Here is a 16,899-nt window from a genome sequence, read left to right as displayed (position 1 = left end):
TTCGATCCGGCTGATCCTGAACCTGTTTCACCGGACGCCCCGATGGTGTGCTGGTCACGGCTCGAAACCGGGCCGGACTCCATCGGGCGAAAGGCATTGCATGTCCGTCGATTACGCAACATCCAACCTCACTGTCGTGCAGCTGGGCAGCAAGATCGGCGCGCGCATCGACGGCGTGCGACTGGGTGGCGATCTGGATTCGGTGACCGTGCAGGCCATCCAGGACGCGCTGCACAAGCACAAGGTCATCTTCTTCCGCGGGCAGGAGCACCTGACCGAGGACGGGCAGTACGAGTTCGCGCAGCTGCTGGGCGCGCCGACCACCCCGCACCCGACCGTCACCTCCAAGGGCGTCAAGACGCTGCCCATCGACTCCGAGTACGGCCGCGCCAACAGCTGGCACACCGACGTCACCTTCGTGGATCGGATTCCGAAGGCGTCCATCCTGCGCGCGGTGCACCTGCCGCCCTACGGCGGCTCCACCACCTGGGCCTCGACCGTGGCGGCCTACGACTCGCTGCCCGCGCCGCTGCGGGTCCTCGTCGAGAACCTGCGCGCCCGCCACACCAATGCCTACGACTACGCCGCCGACCGCACCGAGGTCGCGCGTGGCGAGAACGCGCAGGTGACGGCCAATATCAAGGCCTACCGCGAGGAATTCGAGTCCACCTACTACGAGACCGAGCACCCGGTGGTGCGCGTGCACCCCGTCACCGGCGAGCGCGCGCTGCTGCTCGGGCATTTCGTGAAGAACTTCGTCGGCTTCTCCGCCGCCGAATCGCAGGCCCTGTTCCAGCTGCTGCAGAACCGTGTCACCCGGTTGGAGAACACCACCCGCTGGAACTGGCAGCTCGGCGATGTGGCGATCTGGGACAACCGCGCCACCCAGCACTACGCCATCGACGACTACGACGGCCAGCCCCGCCGCCTCACCCGTATCACCCTGGCCGGCGACGTCCCGGTCGGCGTGAACGGAGAAACCAGCACCATCATCACCGGTAATGCCGAGCACTACTCGATCATCGAGGAGGTCGCCCCCCGCGCCGCCTGAAGCTGTGTTCGATTTGCCCTCCGCTTCGCTCCGGGCGGGTTCGCGGCCCTGAAGGTCTCGTTCTTCCCTCCTCCGCTTCGCTCCCCCGCTCCGAGGCGGAGGTCGATCAAGCCGCAGTCCAGAACGAGACGGGCCGCGAACCGACAGGGTGGTCCGAACTTTCGTGGGGTCGTTGCAGGTTCCGCGATCGGCACGCCGGTGCAACGGTCCTCTCGACCGTCGCACCGGCTTCGCCGTTTTCGGGGTACGCCCATCGTGCAGACTGTGGGCATGGAGATTCGGCCGCTCGACGGCGTTCGGGTTCTGGAACTGGGCAACTACGTGGCCGCGCCGACGGCAGGGCGGATTCTCGGCGACTTCGGGGCCGAGGTGATCAAGGTGGAGCGGCCGAAAACCGGTGATGAGCTGCGGAATTGGCGGCTCTACGGCGGTGACACCTCGATGCTGTACCGGACGGTCAACCGGAACAAGAAGTCCATCACGCTGGATCTGCGCACCGAGGCCGGACGCAGGATCGTGCTGGATCTGATCGAGCAGTGCGATGTGCTGCTGGAGAACTTCCGGCCCGGAATGCTCGAGAAGTGGGGGCTCGGGCCCGAGGTGCTCAACGAGGCCAATCCGAATCTGGTCATCACCCGCATCTCCGCGTACGGCCAGACCGGTCCGCTCGCACAGCGGCCGGGCTTCGCGGCGGTGGCCGAGGCGGTCGGCGGGTTGCGCGAACTCGTGGGCGATCCGGACCGGCCGCCGGTGCGGGTCGGCGTGTCCATCGGCGATTCCATTGCCGGGATCTACGCCGCGTTCGGCACCGTGATGGCGCTGTTCCAGCGCGAGCGGATGCAGCGGGTTCCCTTGGAGCAGCGCGTCATCGACGTGGCGCTCAACGAATCCATCCTGTCGGTCATGGAATCCCTGGTGCCCGACTATCTGGCCTACGGCATCAATCGCGAACGCGTCGGCGGGCGCATGGAGGGCATCGCGCCCAGCAATGCCTATCCGTGCGGCGACGGCACCAGCATCATCATCGGCGGCAATGGCGACGCCATCTTCCAGCGGTACATGCAGGTCATCGATCGTCCGGACCTCGCCGCCGATCCGGAGCTGCAGGACAATGCCGGACGCTGGCGTCACCGCGAGCGGCTCGACGCCTCGATCGCCGAGTGGACGCGAGTACGCACCCGCGAGGAGGCGCTGCGGGTGCTGGAGGCGGCCGCGATTCCGTGCGGGCCCATCTACACCGCCGCCGACATCGTCTCCGACGAGCAGTACCGGGCGCGCAATATGATCCAGCCCTTCCGGGTGGACGTGGGCGAGCCCGAGCCCAGGGAGGTCGGTTTCCCGGGCATCGTCCCGGTGATCGGCGGCCGATCGCTGCCCATCCGCAATGTCGGCCCGGACCTCGGCGAGCACACCCGCGAGGTGCTCACCGGCCTGCTCGGCCTGACCGACGCCGATATCGATGCCCTGGAGGCGAACTCATGACCCTGCGCGATGTCACGCTGCGCGACGGCCTGCAGCTCACCGGGAAAGTGCTGCCCACCGAGCGCAAGGTCCAGATCGCGCGGCAGCTGCTGGCGCTGGGCGTGCCCGAGCTGGAGATCGGATCCATGGCGCGCCCGGATCTGGTGCCGCCCATGGCCAATACCCTCGATCTGGTCGCCCGGCTCACGCCCGCGGAACTGGAACGCTGCTGGGTCTGGGTGGCCACACCCCGGCACGTGGTGCGGGCCGCGGAGGCCGGCGTGCGCAATTTCCAGTACTGCTTCTCGGTGTCGGATGCGCACAACAAGGCCAATATCGGCCGCACCACCGAGGACAGCCTGGCCGCCATGCCGGAGGCGGTGCGGCTCGCGGCGGAGGCGGGCGGGCGCATTCAGCTCTGTCTGGCAACGGCTTTCACCTGCCCGTTCGACGGGCCCGTGGATCCCGCGCGGGTCCTGGCCATCGCCACCGATCCGCGCACCGAGGGGTCGGCGGACATCGTGGTGGCCGATACCCTCGGCCAGGCGCATCCGGGTCAGGTCGGCGCGCTCATCGGGGCGGTGGCCGCGACCGGGCACTGGGGAACGCCGCAGCACCGCATCGTCTTTCACGGTCACGACACCTGGGGCATGGGCGTCGCGAATTCTCTGGCGGCCCTGGCCGCCGGCGCGGCAGTGGTGGACGGTTCGCTGGGTGGGCTGGGCGGCTGCCCGTTCGCGCCGGGCGCCTCCGGCAACACCTCGAGCGAGGATCTGTTGTTCGCTACCCGTCCGGCATGGTTTACCCCGTCCGTATTGTCGGATCTGGTGGGGATTTCCGAAGAGTTGCTGACGGAACTCGGTGAGCCCAACCGATCCCGGACGATTGAGGGCGCACGATCCGAAGCCGAAGCATTCGAATGGGTAGTTGCCGCAAATGACTAATTCGCGGAGGATTAGCCAGTGTGCGCGTCGGCCCGAAGTTTGAGCAACACCAAACCCGCGGTGCAGGCGAGAATCAGTCCGGCGACGGTGATTTCGACGCGTAGCCCGGCAATGCCGAGTACCGCGCCGGCGAGCCCACCCAGGAAGATCAGCCAGGCGACGACGCGGGCCAGGATTGCCGACATCCGCAGCCCGGGGGCCGCAGGTTCTCCTGCACGCGCCGACGCGCGCAGCGGAGATGCCGAAAATGCACCCATCATCCACTCCTCGATGACGCCCGCCGGGTCTCGCGATTCTTCGGCGCGCCCCTCGGCAAATTTCGAGCGTCTCACGTGTAACTTTGGACACACATTACGGCTCTGCAACGGAAAGTCCATACGACACGTGCCCAAAACGCGGCGAGTTTACTAATTCGATATCTGAATCATGGCTGTTTGAGATATTTCCGAGGCCTACGGAATCGCCTGTGCCATCCGGTTATCGAACCGACCACCCGCCTGGCCCCACCCTGCGGCCTCCGTTAGGGTGAGCCCACTCGACACGAATCAGGAGTGCCACCAATGGACGGCAGCAACGCCGGCGCGGACGAGCGCGGCCTCACCCCGCTGCGTCACCTGCCCAAGCCCGTGGCGGGTGCCGCCGCGGCGGTCGGCATGGTGTCGGCCGGGCTCATTCTCCTGGGCGCCTGCGGCCTCGGGCACACCGACACCTACGTCGCGCCGCCGCCGCTGAACGCCGATCTGCAAGCGGCGCCGGTGACTTCGACGAACAGCAGCGCGAGCGCCACTCCCGCCGTCGTCATCCCGCCGTCCCCCACCTGGCGGGTGGCCGCCGACCAGCCCTCCCGGCGCGCGCCGATCTCCACCATCACCGGCACCCCGGACGATCCGGCCGCGGACCCGAATGCGAGCACCCACTCCACGCCGTCGCGCACCACCACGCGCCCGGCCACCACCGAAAGCCCGCGCGCCACAACCGAACTCCCGGTCACCACGGTCCCGCCGACCGCCTTCCCGACCACGGATCACCCGGCCTCGGACAACTCCGACGGGTAGCGCTACGCTCGCACCATCCGTCCCCGACACCGAAATTCCAACTTCGCACCCTGGGCACGACCGCGAGCAGGAGCGAGTAGGAGCACGCCGAGATCCACGGTGCACCAGTGAATTCTGCGACGGCCCACGCACCCGCTCCGGGTGGAGCGGGGCGCGGCCTCGGTGCTGGGGGTCAGAACTCCACGAGGGTGTAGTCGCCCACGCGGTCGGTGAGAACGCGCAGGTGTTCCAGGTCGCTGCCCAGGGTGCGGGCAATGGCGGTGAGGCGGGCCACGTAGTGACTGACCGGGTATTCGGTCGTGATGCCGATACCGCCGTGCATCTGGATGGACTCCTGCCCGATGTGGCGGGCGGAGCGGCCGACCTGCAGCCGGGCGCGCGACGCCGCCACCCGGTCGGCGGAACCGTCGGCGACCGCGGCCGTGGCGTACAGGCTCATGCTGCGCGCGAGCTCCAGGGACACATACATATTGGCGGCACGCTGGGTCAGGGTCTGGAACTTGGACAGCGTGACGCCGAACTGCTTGCGCGTCTTCAGGTATTCGGCGGTCAGCCGCAGGGCCTCCTCCATCGCGCCGAGGGATTCGGCGCACAGGCTCGCCTGCGCCGCCAGCTCCACCGCGTCCACCACCGGCTGCGCGTCACCGCCGTCGCCGAGGAGTTCAGCGGCGGCGGAGGCGAATTCGAGCTGCGCACCGCGGCGCTCGTCGAAGGTGCGGTAGGGGGTGCCGGTGACGCCCTCGGCGTCGGCCGCGATCAGGAACAGGCCGATGCCACCGCCGGGAAGGGCGGCGCTGACCACCAGCTGATCGGCGCAGTCACCGTGCGGGACCGGGTTCTTGACGCCGGTGATCCGATAGCCGTCACCGTCGCGGACCGCGGTGGCGGCCAGTTCGGTTGCGGGCCACCGGGTGCCGGGCTCCTGGTGCGCGAAGGCCAGCAGGGTCTCGCCGCCGGCGAGCGCGGGCAGCACGCGCTGCCGCTGGTCGGCGGTGCCGGCGCGGGCCACCAGCCCGCCGGGTACGAGCACGGCGTCGAGGAAGGGTTCGGGCGCATTGCGGCGGCCGATCTCCTCCATGACCACCATGGTCTCGACCGGCCCGGCGCCCACGCCGCCGTCTTCCTCGTCGAAAGCCAGTCCGAGGACGCCCAATTCGGCGAGCTGCCGCCAGACGTCCCGGTTCCAGCCGAGGTCGGTGTCGATGACCTTCAGGCGGGTCTCCGGGTCGTAGGCGCGGCCCAGCAGATCCCGGACCGTGTCCCGGAGCATGACCTGTTCATCGGTGAGTTCGAAATCCATGGCGGCGGCTCACAATCCGAGAATGGTGGAGGCGATGATGGTGCGCTGCACCTCGCTGGAGCCTCCGTAGATGGTGGTCTTGCGGAAGTTGAGATAGCCGGGACCGCTGCGCTGCGCCCAGCCGGGCGAGGCGATGTCCCCGGCGTTCACCGGCAGCGCGTCCGGCCCGGCGACGTCCAGCAGCAGCTCGGTGGCGGCCTGCTGCAGCTCCGAACCGCGCAGCTTCAGCACCGAGGAGGCCGGATTCGGCTTGCCGTCATTGGAATTGGAGACCACGCGCATGAGCGTGAGCTCCAGCGCCAGCAGCTCGTTCTCGATCTCGGCCACGCGCGCCGCGAACGCCGGGTCCTCGAGCAGCGTGCCGTCGCCCGAACGGATCTGCGCCGCATACTCTTTCGCGACGCCCAGCTTCACCTTGGTGCGGCCCACACCGGTGATGCCGGTGCGCTCGTTGCCGAGCAGGAACTTGGCGTAGGTCCAGCCCATGTTCTCCTCGCCGACCAGCTGATCGGCGGGCACCCGGACGTTCTCGAAGAAGACCTCGTTGACCTCGTGGTGGCCGTCGATGAGCTTGATCGGCCGGATGGTCACGCCGGGGGTCTTGACGTCGAAGAGCAGCATCGAGATGCCGGCCTGCTTCTTGACGGTCGGGTCGGTGCGCACCAGGCAGAAGATCCAGTCGGCGTACTGGGCCAGGGTGGTCCAGATCTTCTGGCCGTTGACGATGTAGGAGTCGCCGTCGCGTACCGCGGTGGTGCGCACCGCCGCCAGGTCCGAGCCCGCGTCGGGCTCGGAAAAGCCCTGGCACCACCAGATGTCGAGATTGGCGGTGGCCGGCAGGAAGCGCTGTTTGAGCTCCTCGGAACCGAACTGGGCGATGACCGGGCCGATCATCTGGGCGTTGAAGGTGAGCGGCTCCGGCACCGAGGCAAGCTGCATCTCGTCCTCCCAGATGTGCAGCTGCATGGGCGACCAGTCGCGGCCGCCCCACCGCACCGGCCACTTGGGCACGGCCAGGCCGTTCTCGTTGAGGATGCGGTGGGAGGTGACGATGTCATCGCGAGAGAGCTCGAGACCGTATTTCATGCGGTCACGGATCTCCGCCGGGATCTTGGTCCGGTAGATCTCGCGCAGGTCGTCCCGGAATTTCACCTCATCGGGTGATAGGGCCAGCTTCATTGCTTCTCCCGAGCGTCGCTGTGATGTCGCCATCAAACTTACCCCCCGGTAATGGTCTGATTGTCATCCAGATCACACCGGCCGGACGGCCCGGGGTGCTCGGTTCGCAGCGACTCGATATCCCGGCTCTCGAGCTGAGCTGGTAGGTTGCCCAGGAATCCGATACCCGAATTCCGGGACGTCGGGCTGTTGTGGCTCGGCGAGAATATCGACGCAGGAGCAGCACGAGTGAACGGTTGGACTCTGTCCCGGCGCGCCCTGGCGGTCGCCGCCCTCACGGCCGCGGCCACCGTCGGCGCGACCAGCGCAGCCACCGCCGACCAGCCGAAGACGCCCGTCGAAACCGGCATCGACCAGCTCACCCAGGCCGTCGGCGACAATGCCGACGGCCGGGCCGCGGTCGCCGACATCGCCCGATCGGCCCAGCTGATCGCCGCCGCGAAGCTGGAAAACGTTCAGTTCACGCCGTTCTCGTACCTGGCGCCCACCCTCGGCTGCGGCTTCAATATGCCGTTCAGCCTGACCTCGGCGATGGCCGTCACCGGCGTCACCGGTCCCAACGCCTCGGTGTCGCTGCCGCCGGGCAATGTCAGCTTCCAGGTCATGGCGCAGCAGAACGGTTTTCCGACCGCCTCCGGCCTGAGCGTGGCCTGGCTCAATGTGAACAACGGCCGCAGCGGCATCACCGCCCTCGACGACCAGACCGAGTACAACCTGCCCTCGCTGTCGAAGACCGTCGACGCCGGCGCGGGCACCGTCGTCGCCTCGCTGTGGGGCACTATCGACTACCCGGGCGCGCGCTGCGTGGTGCTGCCGACCGTCGGCCTGTTCACCGTGTCCGACACCCCGCCCGCCCAGCCCGCGGTCCCCGCCACCCCGGACGCCTCGGCTCCGACCACCTCGGCCGCCCCGGCGACCCCGGCGGCTCCGGCACAGGCTCCCGACGCCGCCCCCGCCGCGGGCGCGCCCGGAACGAACTGACCTACGGCGCCGCCGCACCCTCGAAAACGCAACGCCCGCATCCCTTCCGGATGCGGGCGTTGATCGTTTCGAGCGGCGGGCTCAGAACCGCGGCTTGCGCCGGGCGTCCGGGCGCTTGCCTTCGCGGCGCGGGGCCCGGCTCATGGAGCGTCCTCCGGGCGGGCCCTGATCCAGCTGGAGATCGATGAGCTGACCACTGATCCGGGTGCGGCTCAATGCATTCAGGGTTTCCTTGGACAGGTCGGCCGGCAGCTCCACCAGCGAGTGGTCCGGACGGATGCTGATGTGGCCGAAGTCGCTGCGGCGCAGGCCACCCTCATTGGCGATGGCGCCCACGATCGCGCCGGGGGCGACCTTGTGGCGCTTGCCGACCGAGATGCGATAGGTGACAAGCTCCGCACCGGTCTGGCGATGCCGGGACGGCCCACTCGGCTCGCGCCGCTCGCGCGGACCGCGGTCGCGGTCTTCGAAGGAACGCGGGGCGCGTTCGCGACGCTCGCGCGCCGTCGGCTCCGGATCCGGCTCCATGAAGAAGTTGTCGCCGTCGTGGCCGCCCACCGCCAGCGCTGCGGCGATATCCACCAGCGGGATATTGTGCTCGCGCTCGTAGTCCTCGATCAGCTTGCGGAACAACGGCAGATTGACCGAGGCCAGATTCTCGGTGATCGTGTCGCCGAACTTCTGCACGCGCTGCGCGTTCACGTCCTCGACGCTGGGCAGCTGCATCTCGGTGACCTGCTGGCGGGTGGCGCGCTCGATGGCGTCGAGCAGCCGGCGCTCGCGCGGGGCCACGAACAGCAGCGCGTCACCGGAGCGGCCCGCGCGGCCGGTGCGGCCGATGCGGTGCACGTAGGACTCGGTGTCGTGCGGGATGTCGTAGTTGACGACGTGCGAGATACGTTCCACGTCCAGGCCGCGCGCGGCCACGTCGGTGGCGACCAGGATGTCGAGCACACCCGACTTGAGCTGGCCGATGGTGCGCTCCCGCTGCGCCTGCGCGATGTCGCCGTTGATGGCGGCCGCGGAATACCCACGCGCGCGCAGCTTTTCGGCCAGCTCCTCGGTGGCCTGCTTGGTGCGCACGAAGATGATCATGGCCTCGAAGGACTCGACCTCGAGGATGCGGGTCAGCGCGTCCAGCTTGCGCTGATACGACACCAGCACCCAGCGCTGGGTGATATTGGTGTTCGTCGACGTCTTGGTCTTGACGGTGATCTCGGTCGGGTTCTTCAGGTACTGCTTGGAGATCTTGCGGATGGCCGACGGCATGGTCGCGGAGAACAGCGCGACCTGCTTCTCGTCGGGCGTGTCGGCGAGGATGCGCTCGACATCGTCCTGGAAGCCCATCTTGAGCATCTCGTCGGCCTCGTCGAGCACCAGGTACTGCAGCTGCGACAGGTCCAGGGTGCCGCGCTCGAGGTGGTCGATGACGCGGCCCGGCGTGCCGACGACCACCTGCGCACCGCGCTTCAGACCGGACAGCTGCACCGCGTAGTTCTGACCGCCGTAGATGGGCAGCACATGCAGGCCGGGCATGTGCACCGCGTAGCGGCCGAACGCCTCGGCGACCTGGATGGCCAGCTCCCGGGTCGGGGCCAGCACCAGCGCCTTCGGGGCCTTGCCGGTCATCTCGATGCCCATGAGGATCGGGATGGCGAAGGCCGCGGTCTTGCCGGTACCGGTCTGGGCCAGGCCCACCACGTCCGCGCCGTCGAGCAACGGCGGAATCGTCGCCGCCTGGATGGGCGACGGCGATTCGTAGCCGACATCGGCGATGGCCCGCAGGATGCGGTCATCGATACCCAGATCAGCGAAGGACGGGCCGGAAACGTCCCTCTCGTCGTCAGTGGGAACGCTGTCGGCCGGTGAGGTACTCATTGCCACGGATTTTACTGCCTGCTAGCTGCGGGCTTGACCATCGGGTGAATACCCTGGGAGTCGTGCAACCGGACAACCCGCCCGCGCCCGCCGCCCCGACGCCCTCGAGTTCCGTGTCCGGACTCGGAAATCCCGAACCCGCTCCCGCTCGCAACTACGTCACCGGAACCCTGGCCACCGCCGATGCGGGCAGCTCGGGAGCAGTGGTGACGGCCGTGCACGAAACGGCCGCCGCGGCGGAGCGGCCCGCCGGGACCGAACCGGCCGGGTCGGTGGATGTGGCGGTGGTGCAGTTCGATCCGTACACCGACACCGTGGCCAATCTCACCGCCCTGCGCGCGGAGGTCAAGGCTGCCAGCGAACTCGGAGCGAAGGTGGTGGTGGCGCCGGAGTATTCGATGTTCGCCACCAAGCGCCTCGACGATCGGGTGCTGGCCGCCGCGGAACCGCTCACCGGACCGTTCGTCACCGGATTGCGCGGTATCGCAGCCGAATTCGGGGTGCACGTGGTCGCGGGCGTGGTCGAGTCCGGGGGCCCGGACCAGCCCGCCGGGCACGTCTACAACACCCTCGTTGCCGCCTCGCCCGACGCCGAATTCGCGGCGGTCTACCGGAAGGTGCACCTGTACGACGCGTTCGGATCGCGCGAATCCGATCTGCTCATCCCCGGCCCCTTGGACCAGTCCCCGACCTTCACCGTGGACGGCGTGGTGTTCGGGCTGCAGACCTGCTTCGATCTGCGCTTCCCCGAAGGCATTCGCCGGTTGGCCGGCGCGGGCGCGCACGTCCTGCTGCTGCCCGCCCAGTGGATTCCCGGTCCCGGCAAGGTCGATCAGTGGACCACGCTGCTGCGCGCCCGGGCCATCGAGAACACCATGTACGTCGCCGCCGCCGACCAGGCCGCCCCGCGCGGGTCCGGCGCCTCCATGATCGTCTCCCCCACCGGCGCGGTGCTGGCCGAACTCGGCGACCAGCCGGGCATCGCCACCGCCCACATCGACCTGCACCACCTCACCGAGGTCCGCACCACGAATCCGAGCCTGGCATTACGCCGCTACACGATCCGCGGAGAGTAGAGCCACCCAGAACCCTGCCCCGGAGCGCAGCGGAGGGGCAAAATGGACAGAGCGATGATCTATCCGGATCGGGCGGCCGCCGGGCGCGCGCTGGGTGGGGTGCTGGGGCACCTGCGCGCGGCGGATCCGCTGGTGCTGGGGTTGCCCCGGGGCGGGGTGCCGGTGGCCGTGGCAGTGCGCGACGTGATCGGCGGCGACCTCGATGTGCTGCTGGTGCGCAAGCTCGGGGTGCCGTGGCAGCCGGAACTGGCCATGGGGGCCATCGGGGAGGACGACGTCCGGGTGCTGAACTACGACGTGGTGCGGCACACCGGAGTGACGCCCGATCAGCTGGCGGACATCGAACTCGTCGAGCGGGCCGAGCTGGAGCGCCGCCGCGGGGTCCTGCGGGCCGGGCCGCCGATCGACCTGAAGGACCGGACCGTGGTGATCGTGGACGACGGTATGGCGACGGGCGCGACCGTCGCCGCCGCCTGCGAGATCGCCGGGCTGCACGAGCCGCGCCGGGTGGTGGTGGCGGTGCCGGTGTCCTCGGTTGAAGCGCTGCACCGGATCCGGGAGATCGCCGACGAGGTGGTGTGCCCGCTGGTACCGCGGGCTCTCGGCGGAGTGGGCGGGGCCTACCGGGACTTCCATCAGCTCACCGATGCGGAAGTGGTGAAGCTGTTGCGCCCCACCGCTTCCCGGGAAACGGATCAGTGAACCTCGGTGATGCCCGTGCGGTGTCGCTGCGCGAGGTCGGCGTAGAAGCTCGGATTGGTCTTGACCCACAGTTCGGCCGGGGTGCCCGCGAGCGGCTTCTTGACCCGGGCGGGCGAGCCGGCGGCGAGCACGCCGTCGGGAATCTCCTGCCCCGGGCCGACCAGCGAGTGCGCGGCGATCATCACGCCGCTGCCGATCTTGGCCATGTCCAGCACCGTACTGCCGTTGCCCACAATCGATTCCGCGCCCAGCGTCGCGCCGTGGAACACCACCGAGTGCGCGATCGTCGAACCCGCGCCGATCTCCACGGTGACGTCCTGCGGCACATGGATCACGGCGTTGTCCTGCACGTTCGCGCGTTCCCGAATGATGATGGGCGCCAGGTCCGCACGCAGCACCGCGCCGTACCAGACCGAGGCGCCCGCCTCGACGCGCACATCGCCGATCAGGGTCGCGGTGGGCGCGATGAACGCGGTCGGATCGACAGTCGGGCGCTTGCCTTCGAATTCGTAGAGGGGCACGCCCTCACCGTAATCCTCAGGACCAGCGCGAATCCTTCAGACCAGCGAGCGGGCGTGCACGAATTCGACGATCTCCGCGGTGACCTCGGCATGCGCGGGCTCGTGCAGCAGGTCGTGGCCGGCATCGGGGTAGGTGTGGAAACGCGCGCCGACCTGGGCCGACCACTCCCGCACCGGTTCCACCGGCGCCCGGCGATCGTCCGCGCCGTGCACGATCAGCACCGGCAGGCCCGCGGGCAGCCGCGGTCCCGGCCAGTCCGACTCCTGCTCGGTCGCCAGTGCGGCACGCGAGCGGGAACCGCCCTGGGCGCGAGCACGATTCGCGGTTTCGGCGCCGCGGGCGGACTTCGGGGACCTGCCCTCCAGCACCGCCTTGGGCGTCCCGCACAGCACCAGTCCGGCGAAGTCGCCCGGTTGCGCGTCGCGCAGCACGGCCAGGGTGGTGGCCGCGCCCAGGGAGTGACCCATCAGGAACGGGGTGGAGGTCGCGTGCGCATGCACCTGGTCGAGGAACAGCCGGGCGTCGGCGGCCAGCTCGTGGATCGTTCCCGGCCTTTCGGGATCTCCTTCGCTGAGTCCGTGCCCGGAGGTGTCCAGGGCCCAGAGTTCGATGCCCTGGGCGGCCAGCGCCCGGGCGAATCGGTGGTAGTGCGCGCTGTGCTGGCCGATTCCGGGTAAGAACGCCAGGACGGCCTGTGCATTATCGAGCTGCCAGCGGCGGTAGTGAAGGCGGCCGCGAGCGCCCGCTAGGTAGAGCATCGGCAGATTGTGACAGACCCGCACGGGTTGCGGGCCCGCCGGAAACAAGCGACTGGCGAGTAACGAGCGAACCCGCCGGACCGCGACGCGCCGCCGGGTGGTCCGCGGGGCGACACGCCGGAATGGCGATGCGATTTCTGGCGTACGACCGGGCCTCGAGCCGCTGTCGGCGGCTGCGGCGCGCGCGAGTCGCGTTGTCTCCCAACATCGCCCGCAAACGCGTGCTGACATGGGCGGGTCATGGCGGGTCCGGACCGGTGCGCGGGCCGCACCTGGCAGCACATCACACCGCCCGCAGTCATTACGCTATGGCCCGACTCGGCCACGTGACGACAAGACCCCGGCCGGGTGCGGGTGTCGGCGGAGGAGAGGCACAGGAGGGCCGCGATTGATGCTGTTCGGTGATCGTGTCGTGTGCAGCACCGGAGACCTGGTGACGGCGGCGCGTTGTGAGTTCGCGCTGCTGCGCGCGCTCGACGCCGAACTGGGACTGGTGACGCCGGTCGAGTTCCCGTCGCCCGGCACGCTCACACGCACCCCCGACCCGGCCGTCGAACACCACCTCGCCGACCTGCGCGACCGGTACGGGCCGGGCGTCACCCGCATCCGCCTGTCCGAGCCCGCGGCCGACGCCCTCGCCACCACCGCGCTCGTCTCCGAGGACCTGCGCGAGCGCGCACTGGCCGGACTGCGGGACGCGCACGACCGGACGCTGACGGCACTGCGGGCGGAGGCCGAGGCGGTCGCGGGCGGTGTGGTGTTCGACGGGGACTTCGTGGCGCGCTGCGAATTCCTGGTGCGCGATCACGCCCCCGAGGGACACGACTACATCGTGGCCGGGGTGGCGGGCCGGCGCGGCGGGATCGCGACCCTGCTGGGACTGGCGGCCGCCGCAGAGGCCCTGCGGCGCAACGGTTTCCGGTCCGCGCCGCAGGTGCGGGTGTGGGAGGACGGCGTCCCGGTCACCTACACGCTCGCGGACATGTCGGTCGTCTACCAGGCGCGGCGGGCGCGGCTGAACCTCATTGTCGACACCAAGCTCGGCGAGCTGCTCCCCGTGCAGTGGGGGGACCGGCGCTTCCTGGCCTGCGGCCACTGCCCCACCTGCACAACCGAACTCGAGACCCGCCGGGATCTGCTGCTGGTGGCGGGAATGCGCCCGGCCACCCGCGCCCACCTGCGCGACGCGGGGATCACCACCGTGGACCGGCTGGCCGTCGCCGACGCCGCCGTCACCGGCATCCCGTCCGCCACCCTGACCACCCTGCGCCGCCAGGCCGAGGTCCAGATCCTGCGCGAGCGCACCGGCCGTCCGGTGCACGCCCTCATCGATCCGGCCGCGCTGGCCGCCCTGCCCGCGCCGACCCGTGGCGACCTGTTCGTCAGCGTCACCCCGGTCAATCCCCCCGACACCGCCGGCCTCCCGCGCGCGGGGTCCGGAATCGCCCGCACCGCAGGCGATGTGATCGTGCAGATCAGCGCGCTCGAGCCGGCCGACCGGGCGCCGGCGGACCACCCGGCCGCGCAGGGCCTCCGCGTGGCCGAAACCTCCTCCGCGCCGGCGATATTCGTCCAGGACCCGGTGGAATCGCCCGATGGCGAACAGTTCGCCGAAAAGCGCGGCAACGCCGCGGTCGCGACCTTCGAGCAGGGGCCCGGGGTGAGCACGGTCGCGCTGGGATTCGTGCCCGCGCCCGCCGTGCCGAAACCGGCGCGCACCTTCGTCATTCGAGCCGACGGCCCGGATACCCTCGGTCACGGGAGCCGTTCCCCCCGCCGCGACGACGCGGACGCGCTGCTGGAGTTCCTGATCGAGCGCCAGCGCGAATGCCCGGATCTGCGGATCCACCACTATCGCGGCGATCTGCGCGGCCTGCTGCACACCATCGGCGAACGCGATTCCGAGGGTGAGGATGTGGTGGCGGAGCTGCTACCCGCCCTGGCCGACCTGTACCCGGTGGTGCGGGCGGCGCTGGTGGTCGGCGAACGCTCCTACGACCTGCACCAGCTGCCGCCCAATCAGGAGGAGAGCGGCGGCGGCGCGGAAGCCGTACTGCGACTGCGGGATTGGCTGCTCGACCTGGCCGCGGGACACGAGGTCCGGCCCAGCCGTCGGTGGTCCTACGACTACGCCGAGACCGGGCCCGACGAAATCGAGGCGGCCCTGCGGGAATTCGCGGAGAGCGACGGCGAGGAGCGCGGCCCGGCGCAGGAGGCGGCCGGGCTCGCGGCGGCGGCGCTGGGCTATCACCGGCGCGAGCGGCGGCCGCTGCGCTGGGCGCACGACGACCGGCTCGACCATCCGGTGGCCGAATGGGCCGACACCGCAGGGGTTCTCGTCGCCGACTCCGGCTCGGTCGACACCGACTGGCACGGCACCGGGCAACAGCCCATGCGGCGCTACCTGACCCTCACCGGCCGGCTGGGCACCGGCAACGCACCGCCCCCGGGCACGGCGGTGCTCACCCTCTACGACCGCCCCGCGCCCGGTATGACGGCCGCCCCGGGCCTGCGCGCGACGGCACACGCCACCGTCCTCGGCTGCGCGCTGGACACCAATTTCGAGGACGTGGTGCGGGTGGTGGAGATACTCCCCGTGGGCTGCGAACCCTACGACGAGCTGCCCGCGGCCATCGCGCCCTGCCCGCCGGGCCACGACATCCATCTCGCGGAAGCCTTGGAGGACACCGCACATCAGCTGCTGGTGACCCTCCCCCAGGTGCCCGAGACCGCCGTCTTCGACATCCTGTGCCGCCGCCCGCCGCGTCTGCGCGCGGGCGCGGCGCTGCCCGAGGTGTTCGGCGATCACGCCGCCGCCGTCACCGCCGCGGTCCTGGATCTCGACAATTCGTATGTGGCCGTGCAGGGCCCGCCCGGCACCGGCAAGACCGACACCACCGCGCGCGCCGTGGAACGGCTCGTCACCCGCTACCGGTGGCGGGTCGGCGTGGTGGCGCGCTCGCACCAGGTGGTCGAGCACGTGCTCGACGCCGTGGTGCAGATGGGCGTGCTGCCGGAGCTGGTCGCCAAGGCCGACAGCCGGGCGGTGGCGCCGGAATGGCTGCCCATCGAGGCCTCGCGCTATCCGCGCTTCCTCGACAATGCCGTGAACGGCTGTGTGGTGGGCGGACTCTCGAGCGACTTCACCGATCCCGAGCGCGTCGCGCGCGACAGCCTGGATCTGCTGGTCATCGTGGACGCCGGGAAGTTCCCGCTGGCCGAGGCGGTGGCCGTGGCCGTGTGCGCCCGGAATCTGCTGCTGGTCGGCGACCCCGCGCCGCCGGCGGGACACGGCGCGCATCCCGAGCCGATCGCCGAATCCGTGCTGGGCCGGCTGCTCGGCGCGCACCGCACCCTGCCCGCCGGCTACGGCTACTTCCTCGACCGCACCTGGCGCATGCACCCGCGCATGTGTGGCCCGGTGTCGCGGCTGCGCTACGACAATCGGCTGCGCTCCAATGAAACCGTCACCCTCGCACGGGAACTCGACGGCATTCCGCCCGGCGTGCGCACCGTGCCGGTGGAGCATCACGGCAACAGCACCGAATCCGCCGAGGAGGCACGGGAAATCGTGCGCCAGGTGCGCACACTGCTCGGATTGCCCTGGCACACCGGCGCACTCACCCGCCGCCTGCATCCGCACGACATCCTGGTGGTGGCCCCCTACCACGCCCAGGTGGCGCGCATCCGGACCCTGCTGTCGCGGGCCCGCATCGAGGACGTCCTGGTCGGCACGCCCGATCACTTCCAGGGCCGCGAGGCCGCGGTGGTGCTGGTCTCCATGACCACCTCCGCGCCCGAGGACGCCCCGCACGGGATCGGCGCGCTGCTGTCGCGGCACTGGCTGACCAGCGCGATCTCGCGGGCCATGTGGTCGGCGATCATCGTGCGCTCGCCGCTGCTGACCGAATACCTCCCGGCCACCACCGCCGAGCTGTCCGACCTGGCCGCGGTCCTGCAGCTCGACCGGGTCTAGCAGCCCGGGCCCCGCG

General features: G+C 70.0%; 14 protein-coding genes. 8 read left to right on the top strand and 6 right to left on the bottom strand.

Annotation, left to right across the window (positions count from 1 at the left end):
• The first annotated feature begins 100 nt into the window (after positions 1-100).
• The 3 genes from AB0L60_RS04830 (at position 101) to AB0L60_RS04820 (ending at position 3,456) form a co-directional block, all read left to right on the top strand.
• Entirely contained in the window at positions 101-1,051 is a 951-nt protein-coding gene (locus tag AB0L60_RS04830) for a TauD/TfdA family dioxygenase (protein ID WP_364607334.1), read from the top strand.
• Between the two features lie 270 nt (positions 1,052-1,321).
• On the top strand, positions 1,322-2,533 hold the full coding sequence (locus AB0L60_RS04825; protein WP_364607331.1) for a CaiB/BaiF CoA-transferase family protein: 1,212 nt from the start codon (positions 1,322-1,324) through the stop codon (positions 2,531-2,533).
• Positions 2,530-3,456, top strand: coding sequence for a hydroxymethylglutaryl-CoA lyase (locus tag AB0L60_RS04820; protein WP_364607328.1), 927 nt, complete (start codon positions 2,530-2,532; stop codon positions 3,454-3,456). The genes AB0L60_RS04825 and AB0L60_RS04820 overlap by 4 nt, the downstream gene beginning before the upstream one ends.
• Before the next feature lie 11 nt (positions 3,457-3,467).
• On the opposite strand, the gene AB0L60_RS04815 is transcribed toward AB0L60_RS04820, so the two are convergent.
• The gene (locus AB0L60_RS04815; protein WP_364607325.1) at positions 3,468-3,713 is read right to left on the bottom strand and encodes a hypothetical protein; all 246 of its coding nucleotides are present in this window, start codon (positions 3,711-3,713) and stop codon (positions 3,468-3,470) included.
• A 303-nt stretch (positions 3,714-4,016) separates the two neighbouring features.
• Here AB0L60_RS04815 and AB0L60_RS04810 point away from each other — a divergent pair, with 303 nt between their 5' ends.
• Positions 4,017-4,511, top strand: a complete 495-nt coding sequence (locus AB0L60_RS04810) for a hypothetical protein (protein ID WP_364607322.1) — start codon at positions 4,017-4,019, stop codon at positions 4,509-4,511.
• A 172-nt stretch (positions 4,512-4,683) separates the two neighbouring features.
• On the opposite strand, the gene AB0L60_RS04805 is transcribed toward AB0L60_RS04810, so the two are convergent.
• Entirely contained in the window at positions 4,684-5,811 is a 1,128-nt protein-coding gene (locus AB0L60_RS04805; protein ID WP_364607319.1) for an acyl-CoA dehydrogenase family protein, read from the bottom strand.
• A 9-nt stretch (positions 5,812-5,820) separates the two neighbouring features.
• Positions 5,821-6,990, bottom strand: coding sequence for an acyl-CoA dehydrogenase family protein (locus AB0L60_RS04800; RefSeq protein ID WP_364607316.1), 1,170 nt, complete (start codon positions 6,988-6,990; stop codon positions 5,821-5,823).
• 228 nt (positions 6,991-7,218) lie between these two features.
• Here AB0L60_RS04800 and AB0L60_RS04795 point away from each other — a divergent pair, with 228 nt between their 5' ends.
• Entirely contained in the window at positions 7,219-7,971 is a 753-nt protein-coding gene (locus AB0L60_RS04795; RefSeq protein WP_364607313.1) for a hypothetical protein, read from the top strand.
• A gap of 81 nt (positions 7,972-8,052) precedes the next feature.
• Here AB0L60_RS04795 and AB0L60_RS04790 read toward each other — a convergent pair whose 3' ends face one another.
• On the bottom strand, positions 8,053-9,849 hold the full coding sequence (locus AB0L60_RS04790; RefSeq protein WP_364607310.1) for a DEAD/DEAH box helicase: 1,797 nt from the start codon (positions 9,847-9,849) through the stop codon (positions 8,053-8,055).
• A gap of 272 nt (positions 9,850-10,121) precedes the next feature.
• On the opposite strand from AB0L60_RS04790, the gene AB0L60_RS04785 reads away from it, so the two are divergent.
• Entirely contained in the window at positions 10,122-10,925 is an 804-nt protein-coding gene (locus AB0L60_RS04785) for a carbon-nitrogen hydrolase family protein (protein WP_364608504.1), read from the top strand.
• Between the two features lie 54 nt (positions 10,926-10,979).
• Positions 10,980-11,627 (top strand): phosphoribosyltransferase family protein, encoded by a 648-nt coding sequence (locus tag AB0L60_RS04780; RefSeq protein ID WP_364608501.1) that lies wholly within the window; start codon positions 10,980-10,982, stop codon positions 11,625-11,627.
• Here AB0L60_RS04780 and AB0L60_RS04775 read toward each other — a convergent pair.
• Complete coding sequence (locus AB0L60_RS04775) at positions 11,621-12,148, bottom strand: gamma carbonic anhydrase family protein (protein WP_364607307.1); 528 nt, start codon at positions 12,146-12,148, stop codon at positions 11,621-11,623. The genes AB0L60_RS04780 and AB0L60_RS04775 overlap by 7 nt on opposite strands.
• 36 nt (positions 12,149-12,184) lie before the next feature.
• Complete coding sequence (locus AB0L60_RS04770) at positions 12,185-12,907, bottom strand: alpha/beta fold hydrolase (protein ID WP_364607304.1); 723 nt, start codon at positions 12,905-12,907, stop codon at positions 12,185-12,187.
• A gap of 391 nt (positions 12,908-13,298) precedes the next feature.
• On the opposite strand from AB0L60_RS04770, the gene AB0L60_RS04765 reads away from it, so the two are divergent.
• Positions 13,299-16,883 carry an AAA domain-containing protein gene (locus AB0L60_RS04765; RefSeq protein WP_364607301.1) on the top strand — a complete coding sequence of 1,195 codons (3,585 nt, stop codon included), beginning with the start codon at positions 13,299-13,301 and terminating at the stop codon, positions 16,881-16,883.
• Positions 16,884-16,899 lie beyond the last annotated feature (16 nt).

It is taken from the genome of Nocardia sp. NPDC051981, assembly GCF_040680715.1.
GTDB lineage: Bacteria > Actinomycetota > Actinomycetes > Mycobacteriales > Mycobacteriaceae > Nocardia.
Note: the sequence above shows the minus strand (reverse complement) of the source record. Positions and strands in the feature narration are given on the sequence as shown.